The organism is Microbacterium aurantiacum (genome assembly GCF_040532595.1).
Taxonomy (GTDB): Bacteria; Actinomycetota; Actinomycetes; order Actinomycetales; family Microbacteriaceae; genus Microbacterium; species Microbacterium chocolatum_B.
Genome location: NZ_JBEVYX010000001.1, coordinates 901609 through 917895, shown reverse-complemented (window position 1 = coordinate 917895; position 16287 = coordinate 901609). Strand labels below are relative to the sequence as shown.

Sequence of the window (16287 nt, the reverse complement as noted above, 5' to 3'; positions counted from 1 at the left end):
GCGCCCACGGAGGCGGCCACGACCGCCACCTCAGGGCGCCGACGGGGTCTCCGCGCGCGGCCAGACGCGCAGGCGTCCGCACATGCCGAAGCGCTCGCCCGGCTCGGTCTCCGCGCGCGCGGTCCGGGCGTCGCTCAGGATGCCGGCATCCGTCGCCGCGAGCGCCGCGAGCTGTCCGCGCGTGCGCTCCGTCTCGCGCGCGACCGACGCATCCCACCGCGCCGTCCACTCCGCCACCCGCGGGCGGACGAGCCGCGCGGCGCGTATGTGCAGCGCGGCGAGCGCCGCGGTCGGGCCTTCGCTCTCGGCGGCGGCGAGCAGCTCCGCGTAGCCGGCGAGGGCGAGGTCCCGTCGCGCGAGGGCGGCAGAGGCGAGGGCTGCGTCGTCCGCGGTGTCGGGGAGGGCCGCCGCCGCGCGGTAGGCGGCGTCGTCGTCCAGGATGCCGGTGGGGAAGGTCAGCACGGCGTCCCCGGCCTCCGGGAGTCCCGCGTTCTGCATGATCACCAGGAGTTCGAGTCGGTCGTGGTTCACGAGGCGGTGAACGGTGCCGGGCGAGAACCAGACCATCGCTCCGTCCGCGAGCGGCGTCACCGCGAAGCCCTCCGAGGAGAGCGTGTGCACCTCGCCGGAACCGCTGAGGACGATGTACCCCTCGCTCGACGCCGTGTGCAGGTGCGGTGAGCCGCCCGTCAGCCCGTCCGCGCCGGGCCAGTCGTAGACGCGGAGCCGGCTCGCGGCGACGCCGCCGGGGAAGAGCGGAACGGTCACAGCGCGTACTCGTGTGCGACCGCGCGTGTCTCCGCGGGAGACCAGATGCGGTCCCCGATCACCCAGCGGTGGGTCAGGGCGAGCTCGGCATCCGGGTCGAGCGTGATCGGCTCCGAGAACGCGGGAGAGGGCGCGAGGATCGGGAAGGGTTCGCTCCGCACGAACCAGCGCATCGCGGGATCGCCGGTCGAGCTCCCTGCGAACGCGAGCACGGTGCCGCCCCCGTCGACCTCATCGTGCTCGCCGGAGAGCGCGATCCACTCCGCCGTCGATCCCATGACGGCCGCCGGGTCCGCCGCATCCGCTTCCGGTTCGGCGGAGCTGAGCACGCGTCCGCCGGTCCACGCGCGCGCGAGGCGCAGGGCGACGCCGGTGTAGCCGGCATCCGGTCGTCCCTGGGTCGTGGGACTGCCGAGCTCGAGCGGGCGCCCGCTGATGTTCCGCAGAGACGTGGCGAGGTCGAGCGCCCACAGGCCGCGCGCGTGATCCAGACCGTGGAAGCGGTGGCGTCGCCGCTCGGCGATCCAGGCGTCGCCGGCGCGCGTGATCCAGGTCAGGGTCTCGTCGAGCGACACCTCGTCTCCGGCATCCGCGGTCGCGGTGAAGGCATCGTGGTGGATGGTCCCGACGTTGTCTTGAGGCACGTAGCCGAGTCCGTCGACGTAGGTCGGCCCGCCCCAGAAGTTCTCGCCGGAGACATGCGTCCACGTCACCTGCAGGCCTTTGTGCCACCGGTGATCCCAGGGCCGGTACGCCGAGACGGTCGCGCCGTCGAGCGACCGCAGCGGGTGGAGGTAGGGCTTCTCGCCGCCCTCCGCTTCGAGGGCGGGGTCGAACACGTACCGGGCGACCTCGATGCCGGATGCCGTGACCGAGGCGGCGGCATCCGTGAGATCCAGGGTGAAGGCGGCCATGCGGCCATTCTCGCGCACAAGAGCGGAAAGCGCTTGCCTCCGACGCAGGTGCCGCGAAACTCCGTCTCAGGCCATCGACTCGTGCAGGTCGCGCGCCTTCGTCACGCGATAGGGCGAGACGGGGTTCGTCGCGAGCACGATCTTTCCGCGCGCGTGCAGCTGCGACAGGTCGCGGTAGGCCTCGGCGATGTCGCTCAGCGGGTAGAGCCCCGACACGAGGAGTCGGAAGGCGCCCTCGGCGTACAGTGTCGCGACGCGGCGCAGGAGGTCGGTCCCGTGGGCGACGGACACGGGGTCGTCCTGCAGAAGGCGCAGCTCGACGTCGCGCCGATCGGCGCTCGAGCGATACCGCTCCGCGGGCACGCCGAGCTCGGCGGCGACATCGCGCCCGTCCTTGCCGAAGTTGTCGATGTAGGAGGTGACCTGCCCGCGCGAGACATGGCGGATCCGGTCGGCGAGGCCGTCGCCGTATCGCACCGGGATGATCCCGAGCTGGCGGAGGTAGTCGAAGTTGCGCTCGCCGCAGGTGCCGATGACGCGCGCGCCGCGGTGCTTGGCCAGCTGCACCTCGAGGCTTCCCACCCCGCCCGCGGCGGCCGAGACCACGACGATGTCGGATGCCCCGATCCGCAGGTCGTCGAGCATCTCCAGCGCCGTCGCGCCGGCGAGGTACAGGCCCCCGGCGATCTCCCACGACATCGTGCGGGGCTTGGCGACGAGCGAGCCGGCCGAGACCGTGACGAAGGTCGCGTGCGCGCCGGAGCGGACGTGGCCGATCACCTCGTCGCCGGGACGGAAGCCGCTGACGTGGCTGCCGACCGCTCGGACGATCCCGGCGAAATCGCTGCCCGAGAAGCGCGGCCACGGGTCGTCGCGGAAGACGTGCTCATGTCCCTCGCGGATGAAGCTGTCGATGTGGTTGATCCCGGCCGAGACCATCTCGACGACGACCTCCCCGGAGCCCGGTCCGTCGAGCGGATGCCGGTCCTCTTTCAGCACGCCTGCACCACCGTGCTCCTCGTACCGATAGCGCGTGGCTTCCGCCGGCATCTTCTTCATCGAAGGCCTCCTCGGCTCGAACGGGGCGGCATCCTGGCCGTCACAGGGGTATTCGGCGCCGAGGCCCGAATCGGATGCACCTCGCGCACGGTTTTCTCGCACTCGAGTGACAGGTGTGGCCCCCTCCCGTTGCCGGAGGGGGCCACACCTGACACTCGAACGAGCGAAGACCGCCGAGATCAGCCGCCGAGGGCTGCGGAGACGACCGCGCGCGCTTCGGCCTGCACCTCGGCGAGGTGCTCGGGCCCGCGGAGGCTCTCGGCGTAGAGCTTGTACACGTCCTCGGTGCCCGACGGGCGGGCCGCGAACCACGCCGACTCGGTCTGCACCTTCAGGCCCCCGATCGCCGCGCCGTTGCCGGGGGCGTGCGAGAGCTTGGCCGTGATCGGCTCTCCTGCGAGGGTCGTCGCCGACACGGCATCGCCCGCGAGCTTCGACAGCGTCGCCTTCTGCTCGGGGGTCGCCGGGGCGTCCACGCGCTGGTAGGCCGACGCGCCGAACTCGGCTTCGAGTTCCGCGTAGCGCTGGGAGGGCGTCTTGCCGGTCACGGCGAGGATCTCCGCGGCCAGCAGGCACAGCAGGATGCCGTCCTTGTCGGTCGTCCAGACGGTCCCGTCGAAGCGGAGGAACGATGCGCCCGCCGACTCCTCGCCGCCGAAGGCGACGGAGCCGTCGAGGAGGCCCGGGACGAACCACTTGAATCCGACCGGGACTTCCAGCAGCTCCCGGCCGAGCGAGGCGGCGACGCGGTCGATGATCATCGACGAGACGAGGGTCTTCCCGATCGCGGCGCTCTTCGGCCAGTCCGGACGGTGCCCGTACAGGTAGTCGATCGCGACGGCGAGGTAGTGGTTCGGGTTCATCAGCCCCGCGTCGGGGGTGACGATGCCGTGCCGGTCGGCGTCCGCGTCGTTCCCGGTGAGGATGTCGTAGTCGTGGCGCTTGGCGACCAGGGAGGCCATCGCGGAGGGCGAGGAGGGGTCCATCCGGATCTTCTCGTCCCAGTCCAGCGTCATGAAGCGCCAGGTCGGGTCGACATCGGGGTTGACCACCGTGAGGTCGAGCTCGTGCACCTCGGCGATGAGCGCCCAGTAGTCGACGGATGCCCCGCCCAGGGGGTCGGCGCCGATGCGGACGCCCGCGCGGCGGATGGCCTCGAGGTCGATGATGCCGGCCAGGTCGCGCACGTACACGTCACGGAAGTCGTAGGAGCCGAGCGCGTCGGCGTCGATGTCGGCGAACGGGGTGCGCCGCACTTCCTCGAGGCCGCCCTCGATGATCGCGTTCGCGCGATCGGCGATCCAGCCGGTCGCGTCCGTGTCGGCCGGGCCGCCGTGCGGGGGGTTGTACTTGAAGCCGCCGTCGCGGGGCGGGTTGTGGCTCGGGGTCACGACGATGCCGTCGGCGCGGTCGGGATCGTCGGCATCCCGTCCCCTGTTCCACGTGAGGATGGCGTGGCTGAGCGCGGGGGTGGGCACCCACGCGTCGCGGGAGTCCACGCGCACGTCGACGCCGTTCGCGACGAGCACCTCGATGGCGCTGCGCTCGGCCGGCAGCGACAGCCCGTGCGTGTCGCGCCCGAGGAAGAGCGGGCCGGCGATCCCCTGGCGCTGCCGGTAGTCGACGATCGCCTGGGTCGTGGCGAGGATGTGCGCCTCGTTGAAACTCGCCGACAGCGACGACCCGCGGTGACCGCTGGTGCCGAAGGCCACGCGCTGCGCGGGCACGGCCGGGTCGGGGGCGACGTCGTAGTAGGCGTTGATCAGCTCATCGATGTCGATGAGGTCGGACGGTTCGGCGGGCTGTCCTGCGCGACTCATGCTCCCCAGTCTGCCTGCTGTGCGGGGTCGCCGCACGCATCTAGGCTGACACGCGTGACTTCCGAGCCCCCGCAGCCGCCGACCCGCCGCACGTACAGCTATCTCGGGCCCGCGGGCACCTTCACCGAGGCCGCGCTGGCGCAGGTCCCCGAAGCGCGCGGTGGCGTCTGGAAGTCGGTCCGCAACGTCGCCGAGGCCCTCGAGGACGTCGTCGAGGGCCGGTCGGATGCCGCCATGATCGCGATCGAGAACTCCGTCGACGGCGGGGTCTCGACGGCGCAGGATGCGCTGGCGACGATGCCGGGCGTCCGGATCGTGGGGGAGTACCTCGTCCCCGTGCGGTTCGTCCTGGTCGGTCGGCCCGGCGCGACGCTCGAGGACGTCTCGCTCGTCGCCGCGCACCCGGTCGCGTACGCCCAGTGCCTGCGCTGGCTCGGACGCGCCCTCCCCGCCCACGCGCACCTTCCGGCGGCGAGCAACGTCGCCAGCGCCCTCGAGCTCCTCGACGGCACGAGCGGAGCGGATGCCGCGATCTCGCCGCCCGGCATCCTGGAGCACCACGATCTCGAGCTCCTCGCCGAGGACATCGGCGACAACCCGAACGCCGTGACGCGGTTCGTCCTCGTGGCCCGGACGGTCGCTCCGCAGCCGCCGACCGGTGCCGACAAGACCTCGCTCATCGTCGAACTGCCCGACGACCACCCCGGGGCGCTCCTGGAGATGCTCGAGCAGTTCGCCACTCGGGGGATCAACCTCTCCCTCCTCGCGTCGCGCCCGATCGGCGACGCCCTCGGCCGCTACCGCTTCGTCATCGACGCCGACGGGCACATCCAGGACGAGCGGATGGCGGACGCCCTTCTCGGACTCCGCCGGTTCAGCCCGCGGGTGATCTTCCTCGGGTCGTACCCCCGCGCCGATCGCGCGGTGGTCCGCTACCCGGAGCGCTACTCGGACGACATCTTCGTCGAGGCGCGCGATTGGCTCCGCGGCCTCATCACGGGCGAGCCCGGCGTCCGCTGACGGGTCGCCGGTACGCCGCGATGTCGCGAGCGGCCGCCCGTCCTGTCACCCGCGGGAGGCCGTCGCAGGGGTGTCGTCGAGGGCGGTGGCCGCGCCCCCGCGCATGACGATCGCCGCGCCGAGGGTCACGGCCACCAGCGCGGTGAGGTAGACGAGGAACATCGCGTCGCCGCCCGCGCGGACCGACGCGTGGTAGGCCATGGGCGCCGTCCCCCCGAAGAGGGAGTTCGCGATCGCGTATCCGAATCCGACGCCCAGCGCGCGGATCTCCGGGGGGAACACCTCGGCCTTCGCGATGCCGTTGACCGACTGGTAGCAGGTCAGCACGACGTAGCCGCCGATGAGCATCGCCAGCACCGGTACGGCATCCGCGGTCGTCGCGAGACCCGTGAGCAGGGGAGCGCTGACGAGGATGCCGCCGACGCCGAAGGCCACGAGGAGGGGCTTCCGTCCGATGCGGTCGCTCAGCGCGCCCCCGAGCGGCTGGAGGAGCATCAGCACGACGAGCGCGATCAGCACGAGGGCGGTCGCGGCGACTTCGCCGGAATCCCCGTGCGCGGTGACGAAGGTCTCGCGCACGATCGTCGGCACCGTCACGGTGTACGTGTAGAAGCAGATCGTGCCCCCGGCCGTCAGGAGGAACACCCACAGCGCCGGCCGCCAGTGATCCCGCAGCAGCACTCCGAGCGTGCCGGATGCCGCGCGCCGGCCGCGGGGCGTGCGCGGGATGCCGCGCGCCCACCAGAGGGTCGCGAGCCCCGCGACGCCGGCGACCGCGAACGCCACGCGCCACCCCCACGTGGACACGGCCGCGCGGTCGCTGACGGCGAGGAGGATGAGCAGCCCCGCCTGCGCGAGGACCAGACCGCCGATGATCGTCACGCTCTGGAACGAGGCGAAGAACCCGCGGCGCCCCGCGGTGCCCGACTCGCTGAGGAGCACGGTGGCCGCCGCGTACTCGCCGCCCGTGGCCAGGCCCTGGACGAGGCTCACCGCGACGAGGATCACCGCCGCCCCCGCGCCGAGCTGCGCGTACGTCGGGGCGAACGCGAGGGCGAGCGATCCCAGCGACATCAGCGTGACCGCGGAGGCGAGCGCGAGCTGCCGGCCGCGCGCGTCGGCGAGGCGGCCGAACACCCACGAGCCGACGGGGCGCACCACGAACGTCAGCGCGAAGACGGCGTACACCCACACCAGGGAGTTCTCATCGGCGGGGTCGAAGAACTCGGTGCGGAAGTAGGGCGCGAACGTGGCGTAGACGTACAGGTTGAACCACTGCGCGAGGTTCGGGACCGACCCCGCGAGGAGAGCCGCGATGGCGGCGCGACGCTGCATGAAGCACAGCGTAGAACCGTCCGCCGGGTCGGCGGCGCGATGTGTCAGGCCGCGGCGGGCACCGGCTGGGCGAGCAGGTCCAGAGTGCGCAGGCGCGCGTCGGGACGATCCATCGGCTCGTCGCGGTCGGATCCCGTGACGGGTGAGATCATGACCTCGTCGACCTCCCACCGCGCGGCGAACGCGGCGAGTTCCGCGGTGACGTCCGCGGCGGTTCCGACGAACCACTTCGTCCGGAGCGCATCCCACAGCGGTGCCGCGAGGCGGTCCGTCCGCTCGGCCTCTGCGGCCTCCTCCACGCTCTCGAGCGCGGTGAGCGGGCGACCGGTCCGCAGGCGCGCCATCATGCGCGCCTGCGGGAGGGCGCGGGCGTCGGCCTCGTCGGTGTTGTCGGCGACCACGGCGTTGGCGGTGAGGAAGGTCCGCGGGGCGGGGTTCTCCTCGTTCGGGACGAAGCCCGAGCGGTAGAGATCGAGGGCACGCTCGAGGCCTTCGCCGGAGAAGTGGTTGGCGAAGACGTAGGGGAGGCCGAGGGCTGCGGCCAGCTGCGCCGAATAGTCGCTCGAGCCGAGCAGCCACACCTCGGGGATCGAGGAGGCGGCGGGGGTCGCGGTGACCTCGTAGGTGCCGCCGGAGGTGAAGCGCAGGCTTGCGCCGTCCCGCGAGACGAGCGAGCGGATGTCGCGCACGTGGTCGGGGAACCGGTCGACGTCGCTCGTCGTCCCCGACTGTCGGAGCAGCTGGGTGATCACGGGGTCGCTGCCGGGGGCGCGTCCGAGGCCGAGGTCGACCCGGCCGGGTGCGAGCGCTTCGAGGGCGGCGAACTGCTCGGCGACGACGAGCGGTGCGTGGTTGGGAAGCATCACGCCGCCCGAACCCACGCGGATGCGGCTCGTGCGCGCCGCGGCCGCAGCGATCAGCACCGGGGGAGTCGTCGAGGCGACGGCGGGCATGTTGTGGTGCTCGGCGAACCAGTAGCGGCGCATGCCGAGCTCGTCCGCGCGGGCGGCGAGCGTCAGGGACGATGCGACCGCCTCCGCACTCGTCTGACCCGTGCGCACGGGCACGAGGTCCAGGATCGACAGGGCCGGCATCCGATGCGGTGTGTTCGTCTCACTCACCCCGGGACCAACCGGGCGCACCCCCGCCGCATTCCCCGCCGGGGGTGCCGTCGGCTCAGCGCGACGCGCGCTTGACCTTCTCGTAGGCGTCCAGCGCGGCGTTCCGCGAGGCCTTCAGATCGACGATCGGCTCGGGGGCGTCGTCGTCGAGGTGCTCTGGCGCCCACCGGCGGACGTACTCGTCGTGTTTGTCGAACTTCTCGCGCTGCAGCTCGGGGTTGAAGATCCGGAAGTAGGGTGCGGCGTCCGCGCCCGAACCGGCCACCCACTGCCAGCTGAAGGGGTTCGACGCCTCGTCCGCGTCCACGAGGCAGTCCCAGAACCACTCCTCGCCGCGGCGCCAGTCGATCATGAGGTTCTTGATCAGGAAGGATGCCGTCACCATGCGCACACGGTTGTGCATGATGCCGGCGTGCCAGAGCTCCTTCATGCCGGCATCCACGAGGGCGACACCCGTCTCGCCGCGCTGCCACGCCTCGAGGTGGCTGGGCTTGAGCCGCGGCCAGGGGAACGCGTCGAACTCCGGGCGGAGGTTCTTCGTCGCGAGCTTCGGGAAGTGGTAGAGCGTGTGCCAGGCGAACTCCCGCCATCCGACCTCGGAGAGGAACTTCGCGCCGCCCCCGGTCTCGACGGTCTCGTGCCAGATCGTGTACGGGCTGATCTCGCCCCAGCGCAGGCGCGGGGAGAGGCGCGAGGTGACGTCCCGCCCGGGTTCGTCGCGGCCGCGGGCGTAGTCGTCGAGGTCCTCGCGGAGGAATTCGCGCAGACGCGCCCGCGCTGCCGGCTCGCCCGGCTCCCACGTCTCGCGGAGGCCCCCGGCCCAGTCGGGACGGGTCGGGAGGAGTCCCCAGTCGTCGAGGTCGTCCGAGTCGACGCGTCGGCCCGGTCCCGCGAGCTCGCGGGGCTCGGGGAGCGGCGCGCGGGGGGACGGCAGCGCCTGGCACGCCTTCCAGAACGGAGTGAACACCGAGAAGTGCGAGCCGGACCCGGTCGTCACGGTCCACGGCTCGAAGAGGACGGATGCCGCGAACGACGCGACGTCGATGCCGTCCTCCCGGAGCGAGGCTTTGAGGTCGGCGTCCACCGCGCGTCCGGGCCCGCCGTACCGACGGTTCCAGAAGACCGCGCCCGCACCGGTATCGGAGACCAGCTTCGGCACGACGTCGGTCGCGGCGCCCCGCCGGAGGACGAGCTGACCGCCGCGCTCGCCGATGCGCTCGCCGAGGGAGCTGAGGGAGTGGTGCAGCCACCAGCGCGCGGCGCCGCCGAGCGGACGCATGTCCGGGCTCTCCTCGTCGAGGAGGTAGAGCGCGATGATCGGCTCGTCCCGATCGATCGCCGCGCGCAGGGCCGGGTTGTCGGCGAGGCGCAGATCGTCGCGGAACCACACGATGCTGGGGCTGCTCATGCGACCATCCTGGCGCGCGCCGGACGCACGGGGGCGGACTCGGCGAACCTCGACGGGATGCGTATACTTCCCGCCCCGCCCCGCCCGGTGCCGGCGGATCGAGGTCAGAGGCCCCGCGTGTCGTGCCCGCGGGGGACGGCGACGACGAGACCCCCGGCGACCACCCGGGTGGCGATGTCGATGACCTCGCCGAACTCGTCCCCGTCCAGCTGCACCGGGTGCGGCTCGGCCATCCCGACCTCGGCGCCCGTGCCGCGGGCGTAGCGCACGGCGTTGTCCTTCGTGCGGAGGGCGAGCACGCGGCGTCCGGCGCGGAAGCGGCGGAGGAAGCTGTTGTCCCACGCGACGCGACGCCACACGAAGATCCAGCCGAGCGCCCCCTTCGGCTGGAACATGACGATGTCGAGCTGGCCGTCGGTGAGCGAGGCCTCGGGAATGAGCTCCAGCCCCGCGGGCAGCGAGCCGCAGTTGGCGAAGAGCACACTGTGCACGCGCGCGGAGTGCAGGCGGTGACCGGTGATCTCGTACATGACGCGGAACGGCTGCGCGTTCGCGAGCGACCGCGCAGCGCCGTCGACGTAGGCCACCCACCCGACGCTCTTCTTCAGGGCGGGGTTGGTGTTGGCGATCATCGCGGCGTCGAGTCCTACGCCGCCCATCACGACGAAGGCGTGGTCCGCGCGCGAGCCGTCGGGTCGCGTGAGCGTCGCCCAGCCGATGTCCATCGCGAGACGATCGCCGTCGAAGGTCGCCCGGATCATGCGCTCGCGGTCCACCAACGGCAGGCGGAGATTCCGGGCGAGGAGATTCCCCGTGCCGCTCGGGACGATGGTGAGCGGCACCCCGGAGCCGCTCATGGCCTCGGCGACCGCGCGGACGGTGCCGTCGCCGCCGGCGACGAGCACCGCATCCGCGCCCTTCTGCAGGGCCTGACGCGTGACGTCGTCGCCGAGATCGTCGACGGTCGTCTCGTAGAAGAGCGGGGCGGCCCAGCCGGCATCCCGCGCGGCCGTCTCGACGGTGCGCCGGAGGCCGTCCGCCTCGACCTTCGTCGGGTTGTACACCAGCGCGGCGACCCGGCCCGTCCGGTCGCCGCCGGACATGTCGGCGGTGCGGCCCTCGGCGTCGACGCGACGTGCTTCGCCCTCCGGCTCGTCCGAGGTGTCGGGAGAGACATCGTCGGGTTCGCGGATGACGTCATCGGGCGCCGCGGCGTCCTCGGGATCCGGGGCGCCCGGGCGATCGGGGCTCATGCGTACACAATAGGCCCGCCCTCCGGGGTGCCCTGACGCAGGCGGTGACTAAGCTCGGAGGGGTGATCGATCTCACCCTTCTCCGCGACAACCCCGACCAGGTCAAGCGTTCGCAGGAGAAGCGCGGGCTCTCTCCGGACACCGTGGATGCCGCCCTCGCCGCCGACCACGACCGCCGCCGCGCGATCACGACGTTCGAAGAGCTCCGCGCCGAGCAGAACGCGCACGGCAAGCTCGTGGCCCGCGCCCCCAAGGAGGAGAAGGCCGCGCTGGTGGCGCAGGCGAAAGAGCTGAGCGACCGCGTCAAGGCCGCACAGCACGCCGTCGGAGAGGCCGAGCAGGCCGCCGAGGAGGCGCTCGCGGCGATCGAGAACCTCGTCATCGACGACGTGCCCGCCGGCGGAGAGGCCGACTTCGTCACGCTCCGCACCCACGGCGAGCCGGCATCCTTCGCCTTCGAGCCCCGCGATCACCTGGCCCTCGGCGAGATGCTCGGGGCGATCGACATGGAGCGGGGCACGAAGGTCTCCGGAAGCCGCTTCTACTTCCTCACCGGGGTGGGCGCGCGACTCGAGTACGCGCTGATGTCGCTCGCGATGCAGCGGGCGCTGGATGCCGGCTTCATCCCGATGATCCCGCCGACCCTGGTGCGACCGGAGGTCATGCGCGGCACCGGGTTCCTCGGGCAGCACGCCGCGGAGATCTACCACCTTCCCGAGGACGACCTCTACCTCGTCGGGACCAGCGAGGTGCCCCTCGCCGGCTATCACATGGGCGAGATCCTCGACCTGGCTGCGGGCGCCAAGCGCTACGCCGGCTGGTCGACCTGCTACCGCCGCGAGGCGGGCTCGTACGGCAAGGACACCCGCGGCATCATCCGCGTGCACCAGTTCAACAAGCTCGAGATGTTCGTCTACACGACCCCGGAGGATGCCGAGGCCGAGCACCTCCGCCTCGTCGCCCTCCAGGAGCAGATGCTGCAGGACCTCGGGCTCGGCTACCGCGTCATCGACGTGGCCGCCGGCGACCTGGGCTCCAGCGCCGCGCGCAAGTACGACATCGAGGCGTGGGTGCCCACCCAGGGCGCGTACCGCGAGCTCACCTCCACCTCGAACTGCACGACGTACCAGGCGCGCCGGCTCGACATCCGTCACCGTCCGGCCGCGGAGGACGGCGGCACCGGTCGCACGCAGCACGTCGCGACCCTGAACGGCACCCTCGCCACCACCCGCTGGATCGTTGCGATTCTCGAGACACACCAGCGCGAGGACGGGTCGGTTCTGGTACCGGAGGTCCTCCGCCCGTACCTCGGCGGCCTCGAGGTGCTGGAGCCGATCGCATGAGCGAGGCGCACCTGCCGCCCACGGGCGAGGTGAAGGTCGTCAAGCCCAAGAAGGCGGCGAAGCTCGTCGAGCGCGTCGCCCGCGAGACCGAGGACCCCGCCGTCCCCACCGAGCGGTTGCTCATCGCCCTCGACATCGACGGCACGCTGATCCTCGAGGACGAGTCCCTCAGCCCGGGCGTCGTGGATGCCGTGGCGCACGCCGACCGCGCGGGGCACGAGGTCATGATCGCGACCGGTCGCAGCTGGGAGGCCACGCGCGGCATCCTGCGCGTGCTGGGACTCGCGCCCGAGTACGTCGTCTGCTCGAACGGCGCCGTGGTGCTCCGTCGCGAGGATGCCGACGACCTCCTCTACGAGCGCTGGCACGTCGAGACCTTCGACCCGCGCGAGGTGCTCGCCGACCTCCGCGTGCACCTGCCGGACGCGCGGTACCTCGTCGAACTGCCGAACGGCGACCGCCTCTACACCGAGTACCTCGACGACTGGAACCTCATCGAGGCGCGCCGCGTCGCGTTCGAGGAGCTCGGCGAACAGCCGGTGTGCCGCGTCGTGGTGGTCTCGCCGGAGCAGCAGGAGGACGACTTCGTCGACCTCGTCTCGCGCATCGGGCTGAGCCAGGTGTCGTACTCGGTCGGCTGGACGGCGTGGCTCGACATCGCCCCCCAGGGCGTCGACAAGAGCACCGCGCTCGAGCTCGTCCGCACCGAGCTCGGCATCGATCCGCCGCACGTCCTCGTCATCGGCGACGGCCGGAACGACGTCGGCATGATGCGATGGGCGGTCGCCAACGGCGGGCGTGCCGTGGCGATGCAGCAGGGTCCCCCCGAGGTGCACGACGCAGCGGGCGAGGTCACTCTGTCGGTCCACGACGGCGGCGTCGCGGCCATCCTGCACCAGCTCTGAGCACGAGCGCGCGGCCCTGGTGCCGCGGGGTGTCTCAGCCCGTCCTCAGGCGCGCACTGGAACAATGAGGCGACCGAGCGGTCGGCTAGACTCGACGCCGTTCGACAGGACGCCGAGACCCGGCATCCGGTCGGGAGGGTTGTCCGAGCGGCCGATGGACCTGGTCTTGAAAACCAGTGGGCAGCAATGTCCCGTGGGTTCGAATCCCACACCCTCCGCAGAAGGTGCCGGATGATCCCGGGGCGGAGTACGACGAGATCCACCCGAGAGGACCCGAGTGAGCGAGAACTCCCAGCCCTCGTCTCGTCGTCCGTCGTCGAAGCGGCGCACCGTCGCCCGGCACGGAGAGCTGCGGTCGCCGCATCCGTTCGCCTCGCTGATGAAGATCGTCGGCATCATGCTCGCCGTCGTCCTCGTCTCGGGCGCGGGCATCGCAGCCTACGCGGTCACCGACATCGCGCGGGGCTTCGCCGATGAAGCCGTCGAGCTCGAGGGGCAGGAGAGCGTCCCGCCGGACATCGGCGCGATCGAGGGCGGCGTGAACATGTTCCTCGCCGGCACCGACGCCTGCGAGCCGGAGTACGCGCAGTTCTTCGGCGACCGATGCTCGGGAGCGGACGCCGAGGGCGAGCTCAACGACGTCAACATGCTCGTGCACATCTCGGACGAGCCGCGGCGGGTCACCGTCGTCTCGTTCCCCCGTGACCTCATGGTCGAGATCCCCTCCTGCACGCGCGAGGACGGCAGCGAGTCGTCGCCGCAGAGCTACGCGCCGATCAACTCCGCGTTCTCCGTCGGCGGGCTGTCGTGCGTGGTGAAGACCGTGTCGCAGCTGAGCGGACAGAACATCCCGTTCGCCGCCAAGGTCACGTGGGGCGGTGTCATCGAGATCACCGACGCGGTCGGCGGGGTCGAGGTGTGCCTGGCCTCCGGCATCCGCGACTTCAACACCGGCATCGACTGGCCCGCGGGCAACCGCACGATCCAGGGCCTGGAGGCTCTGCAGTTCCTCCGCACCCGCTACGGCGTCGGTGACGGCTCCGACCTCGGCCGCATCTCGAATCAGCAGCAGTACATGTCGCGGCTCGCGCGAAAGCTCATCAGCGGCGAGGTCCTCTCCGACCCCGCGACGCTCTACCGCCTCGCCACGACCACCGTCGACAACGTCACGCCCAGCCAGAGCCTCACGAACCCGCTGACGCTCGTGCAGATCGCGCTCGCCGTGCGCGACGTGCCCTTCGACGAGATCGTGTTCGTGCAGTACCCCGTCCTGACCGATCCGTTCGACGAGAACAAGGTCGTACCCGACGAGACGTCCGCCGCGGTCCTGTGGGACGCGATCGCCGCCAACCAGCCGCTGACCCTCACCGGCGAGGCCGGGGCGAACGAGGGCGTCGTCGTGGTCGAGGACGGCGAGGACGGCGGCGAGGCCGCCCCCGAAGAGGGTGGCGAGGTGGCGCCCGAGGAGGGCGGCGAGAGTGTCGAGCCGACCCCTGCTCCGACCGAGACCTCCGTGGCGCTTCCGTCGACGATCCCCGGCTCCACCGCGGCGCAGGAGACCTGCTCCAACGGCAACCTGCGCGGGTTCGGGTGACCTCGGCTGCGCCGACCCCGCGCGCGGGGAGGGAGACCGTCGCGCGGCATGCGCGCGAGACGCGGCATCCGTTCCTCCGCGCCCTCTCGGTGCTCGGTGTCGTCGTCGCCGTTCTCGCGACGAGCATCGCCGGAGTCGCCGCGTACACGGTGTGGGACACCGTCTCCGCTCTCGAGGACTCGTCCGTCGAGCTCGTGGGCAGCGAGGTGCTTCCGCCGTCGATCGGCGAGATCGAGGGCGGGGTCAACGTCCTCCTCGTCGGATCGGATTCGTGCGAGGGGCAGGACCTCACGCTCTTCCCCCGCTGCGCGAACAACGACGCCGAGGGGGAGCGCAACGACGTCACGATGCTCGTGCACATCTCGGACGAGCCGCGCCGGGTGACCGTCGTGTCGTTCCCGCGCGACATGATCGTGCCGATCCCCTCCTGCCCCGACGGCGAGGGCGGACAGTACTCGGCGATGTCGGCGCAGCCGCTGAACGCCTCGTACATGTACGGCGGGCTTCCGTGCACCGCGCTCACGATCGAGGAGCTCACCGGCGAGGAGATCCACTTCGCCGCCGCGATCCGCTGGACCGGTGTGATCGACATGTCCGACGCGATCGGCGGGGTCGACGTCTGCGTGGCGGGCGACATCTCCGACGTCCACACCGGTCTGTCGCTCACCGAGGGCGAGCACACGCTGCAGGGCGTGCAGGCGCTGCAGTTCCTCCGCATCCGCCACGGCATCGGCGACGGTTCCGACCTCGGTCGCATCTCGAACCAGCAGCAGTTCATGTCGTCGATGGTGCGCAAGCTCAAGTCCGATGCCGTCCTCGGCGATCCGCAGACGCTGCTCCGCTTCGCCACCACCGCGGTCGGCCTGACGCGGCAGGACCCGCCGCAGCTGGTGCTGAGCTCGGACCTCGCGAACCCCATGCGCATGGTGCAGATCGCGATGGCGGCCAAGGACGTGCCGTTCGAGGACATCGTCTTCGTGCAGTACCCCACCGAGTACGACGCCGACTTCGTCCACGTCCTCCCGGTGCGGGATGCCGCGGACGTGCTGTTCGCCGCGCTGCGCGAGAACCAGGCCGTCACCTTGACGGGTGAGGCCAGTCAGGGCTACGGCGTCGAGGTGCGCGGCGAGGTCGAGGGAGGCGAGACCGCGGAGCCTGCGCCCGAGGGCGAGGGTGACTCGGGCACCGGCGGAACGGATGCCGCACCGGAGGCGGAAACGGAGGGTGAGGTCGGTGGCGGGGCCGCGGCGCCGACCGAGCGCGTCGAGCTGCCGTCCCAGATCGCCGGCACCACGGCTGCCGAGGTCACCTGCACGCGCCCGGAGTCCTGATTCGCGCGGTTCGGCGGTTGCGGCTTGTGCGGCTATGATTGCCAGGCGCGCTTGTTGGTTTTCCGCCGGGCGCCTGGAGACGTCGCATAGTCAGGCCTAGTGCACCACCCTGCTAAGGTGGAGTCCCCTCACGGGGACCGAGGGTTCAAATCCCTCCGTCTCCGCCAGCACTCCTGGACAGTAGCGCGTTCATCCGCGCCTTCGTTGCCGTCGACCCATGATCGGTCGTGCCACTCGCTCAGAGCGTCGGTCACTCTCTCGGCGAGGAGGATGAAGGCGTCCGCGCCCCGCTGATCTTCCGTGCGTCTGTGAGGTGTTCTCTCGCGGAGGGAACTGCGCATGTCCTCGGCCGTGACCCGGGATGTCGCTGCCGAGTGCGTTCCGCCGGCGCGTGCGCCCCGCCCGCCCTTTTCACA

The 16287-nt window shown here is 71.6% G+C and carries 13 protein-coding genes and 2 tRNA genes; 7 read left to right on the top strand and 8 right to left on the bottom strand.

What is annotated here, in order from left to right:
- Positions 1-30: 30 nt before the first annotated feature.
- The 4 genes from ABXJ56_RS04465 to pgm form a co-directional block, all read right to left on the bottom strand.
- Positions 31-768 (bottom strand): cupin domain-containing protein, encoded by a 738-nt coding sequence (locus ABXJ56_RS04465; RefSeq protein WP_353998515.1) that lies wholly within the window; start codon positions 766-768, stop codon positions 31-33.
- A complete protein-coding gene (locus ABXJ56_RS04460; RefSeq protein ID WP_353998514.1) occupies positions 765-1682 on the bottom strand; it encodes a PmoA family protein in 918 nt (305 codons plus the stop codon). Before ABXJ56_RS04460 ends, ABXJ56_RS04465 begins: the two co-directional genes overlap by 4 nt.
- Positions 1683-1748: 66 nt before the next feature.
- The gene (locus tag ABXJ56_RS04455; RefSeq protein ID WP_353998513.1) at positions 1749-2741 is read right to left on the bottom strand and encodes an NADP-dependent oxidoreductase; all 993 of its coding nucleotides are present in this window, start codon (positions 2739-2741) and stop codon (positions 1749-1751) included.
- A 179-nt stretch (positions 2742-2920) separates the two neighbouring features.
- Positions 2921-4561, bottom strand: a complete 1641-nt coding sequence (gene pgm / locus ABXJ56_RS04450) for a phosphoglucomutase (alpha-D-glucose-1,6-bisphosphate-dependent) (protein WP_353998512.1) — start codon at positions 4559-4561, stop codon at positions 2921-2923.
- Between the two features lie 54 nt (positions 4562-4615).
- On the opposite strand from pgm, the gene pheA reads away from it, so the two are divergent.
- Entirely contained in the window at positions 4616-5581 is a 966-nt protein-coding gene (pheA, locus tag ABXJ56_RS04445) for a prephenate dehydratase (RefSeq protein ID WP_353998511.1), read from the top strand.
- 45 nt (positions 5582-5626) lie between these two features.
- Here pheA and ABXJ56_RS04440 read toward each other — a convergent pair whose 3' ends face one another.
- The 4 genes from ABXJ56_RS04440 to ABXJ56_RS04425 all read right to left on the bottom strand — a co-directional run bounded on the left by ABXJ56_RS04440 (position 5627) and on the right by ABXJ56_RS04425 (position 10698).
- Complete coding sequence (locus tag ABXJ56_RS04440; protein WP_353998510.1) at positions 5627-6916, bottom strand: MFS transporter; 1290 nt, start codon at positions 6914-6916, stop codon at positions 5627-5629.
- Positions 6917-6960: 44 nt separating this feature from the next.
- Positions 6961-8010, bottom strand: coding sequence for an LLM class flavin-dependent oxidoreductase (locus tag ABXJ56_RS04435; protein WP_353999962.1), 1050 nt, complete (start codon positions 8008-8010; stop codon positions 6961-6963).
- Between the two features lie 82 nt (positions 8011-8092).
- Positions 8093-9445: a cryptochrome/photolyase family protein gene (locus ABXJ56_RS04430; RefSeq protein ID WP_353998509.1), complete on the bottom strand. Its 1353-nt coding sequence runs from the start codon at positions 9443-9445 to the stop codon at positions 8093-8095.
- 104 nt (positions 9446-9549) lie between these two features.
- A complete protein-coding gene (locus ABXJ56_RS04425; protein WP_353998508.1) occupies positions 9550-10698 on the bottom strand; it encodes a diacylglycerol/lipid kinase family protein in 1149 nt (382 codons plus the stop codon).
- A 62-nt stretch (positions 10699-10760) separates the two neighbouring features.
- Between ABXJ56_RS04425 and serS the strand changes: the two genes are divergently transcribed.
- From serS to ABXJ56_RS04395, 6 genes are all read left to right on the top strand, one after another.
- Entirely contained in the window at positions 10761-12041 is a 1281-nt protein-coding gene (gene serS, locus ABXJ56_RS04420) for a serine--tRNA ligase (RefSeq protein WP_353998507.1), read from the top strand.
- The gene (locus tag ABXJ56_RS04415) at positions 12038-12946 is read left to right on the top strand and encodes an HAD family hydrolase (protein WP_353998506.1); all 909 of its coding nucleotides are present in this window, start codon (positions 12038-12040) and stop codon (positions 12944-12946) included. The genes serS and ABXJ56_RS04415 overlap by 4 nt, the downstream gene beginning before the upstream one ends.
- A gap of 133 nt (positions 12947-13079) precedes the next feature.
- Positions 13080-13164: transfer RNA gene (locus ABXJ56_RS04410), tRNA-Ser, on the top strand.
- A 59-nt stretch (positions 13165-13223) separates the two neighbouring features.
- Complete coding sequence (locus ABXJ56_RS04405; protein WP_353998505.1) at positions 13224-14540, top strand: LCP family glycopolymer transferase; 1317 nt, start codon at positions 13224-13226, stop codon at positions 14538-14540.
- Positions 14537-15871, top strand: a complete 1335-nt coding sequence (locus ABXJ56_RS04400; RefSeq protein WP_353998504.1) for an LCP family protein — start codon at positions 14537-14539, stop codon at positions 15869-15871. Before ABXJ56_RS04405 ends, ABXJ56_RS04400 begins: the two co-directional genes overlap by 4 nt.
- Before the next feature lie 75 nt (positions 15872-15946).
- Positions 15947-16038: transfer RNA gene (locus tag ABXJ56_RS04395), tRNA-Ser, on the top strand.
- Positions 16039-16287 lie beyond the last annotated feature (249 nt).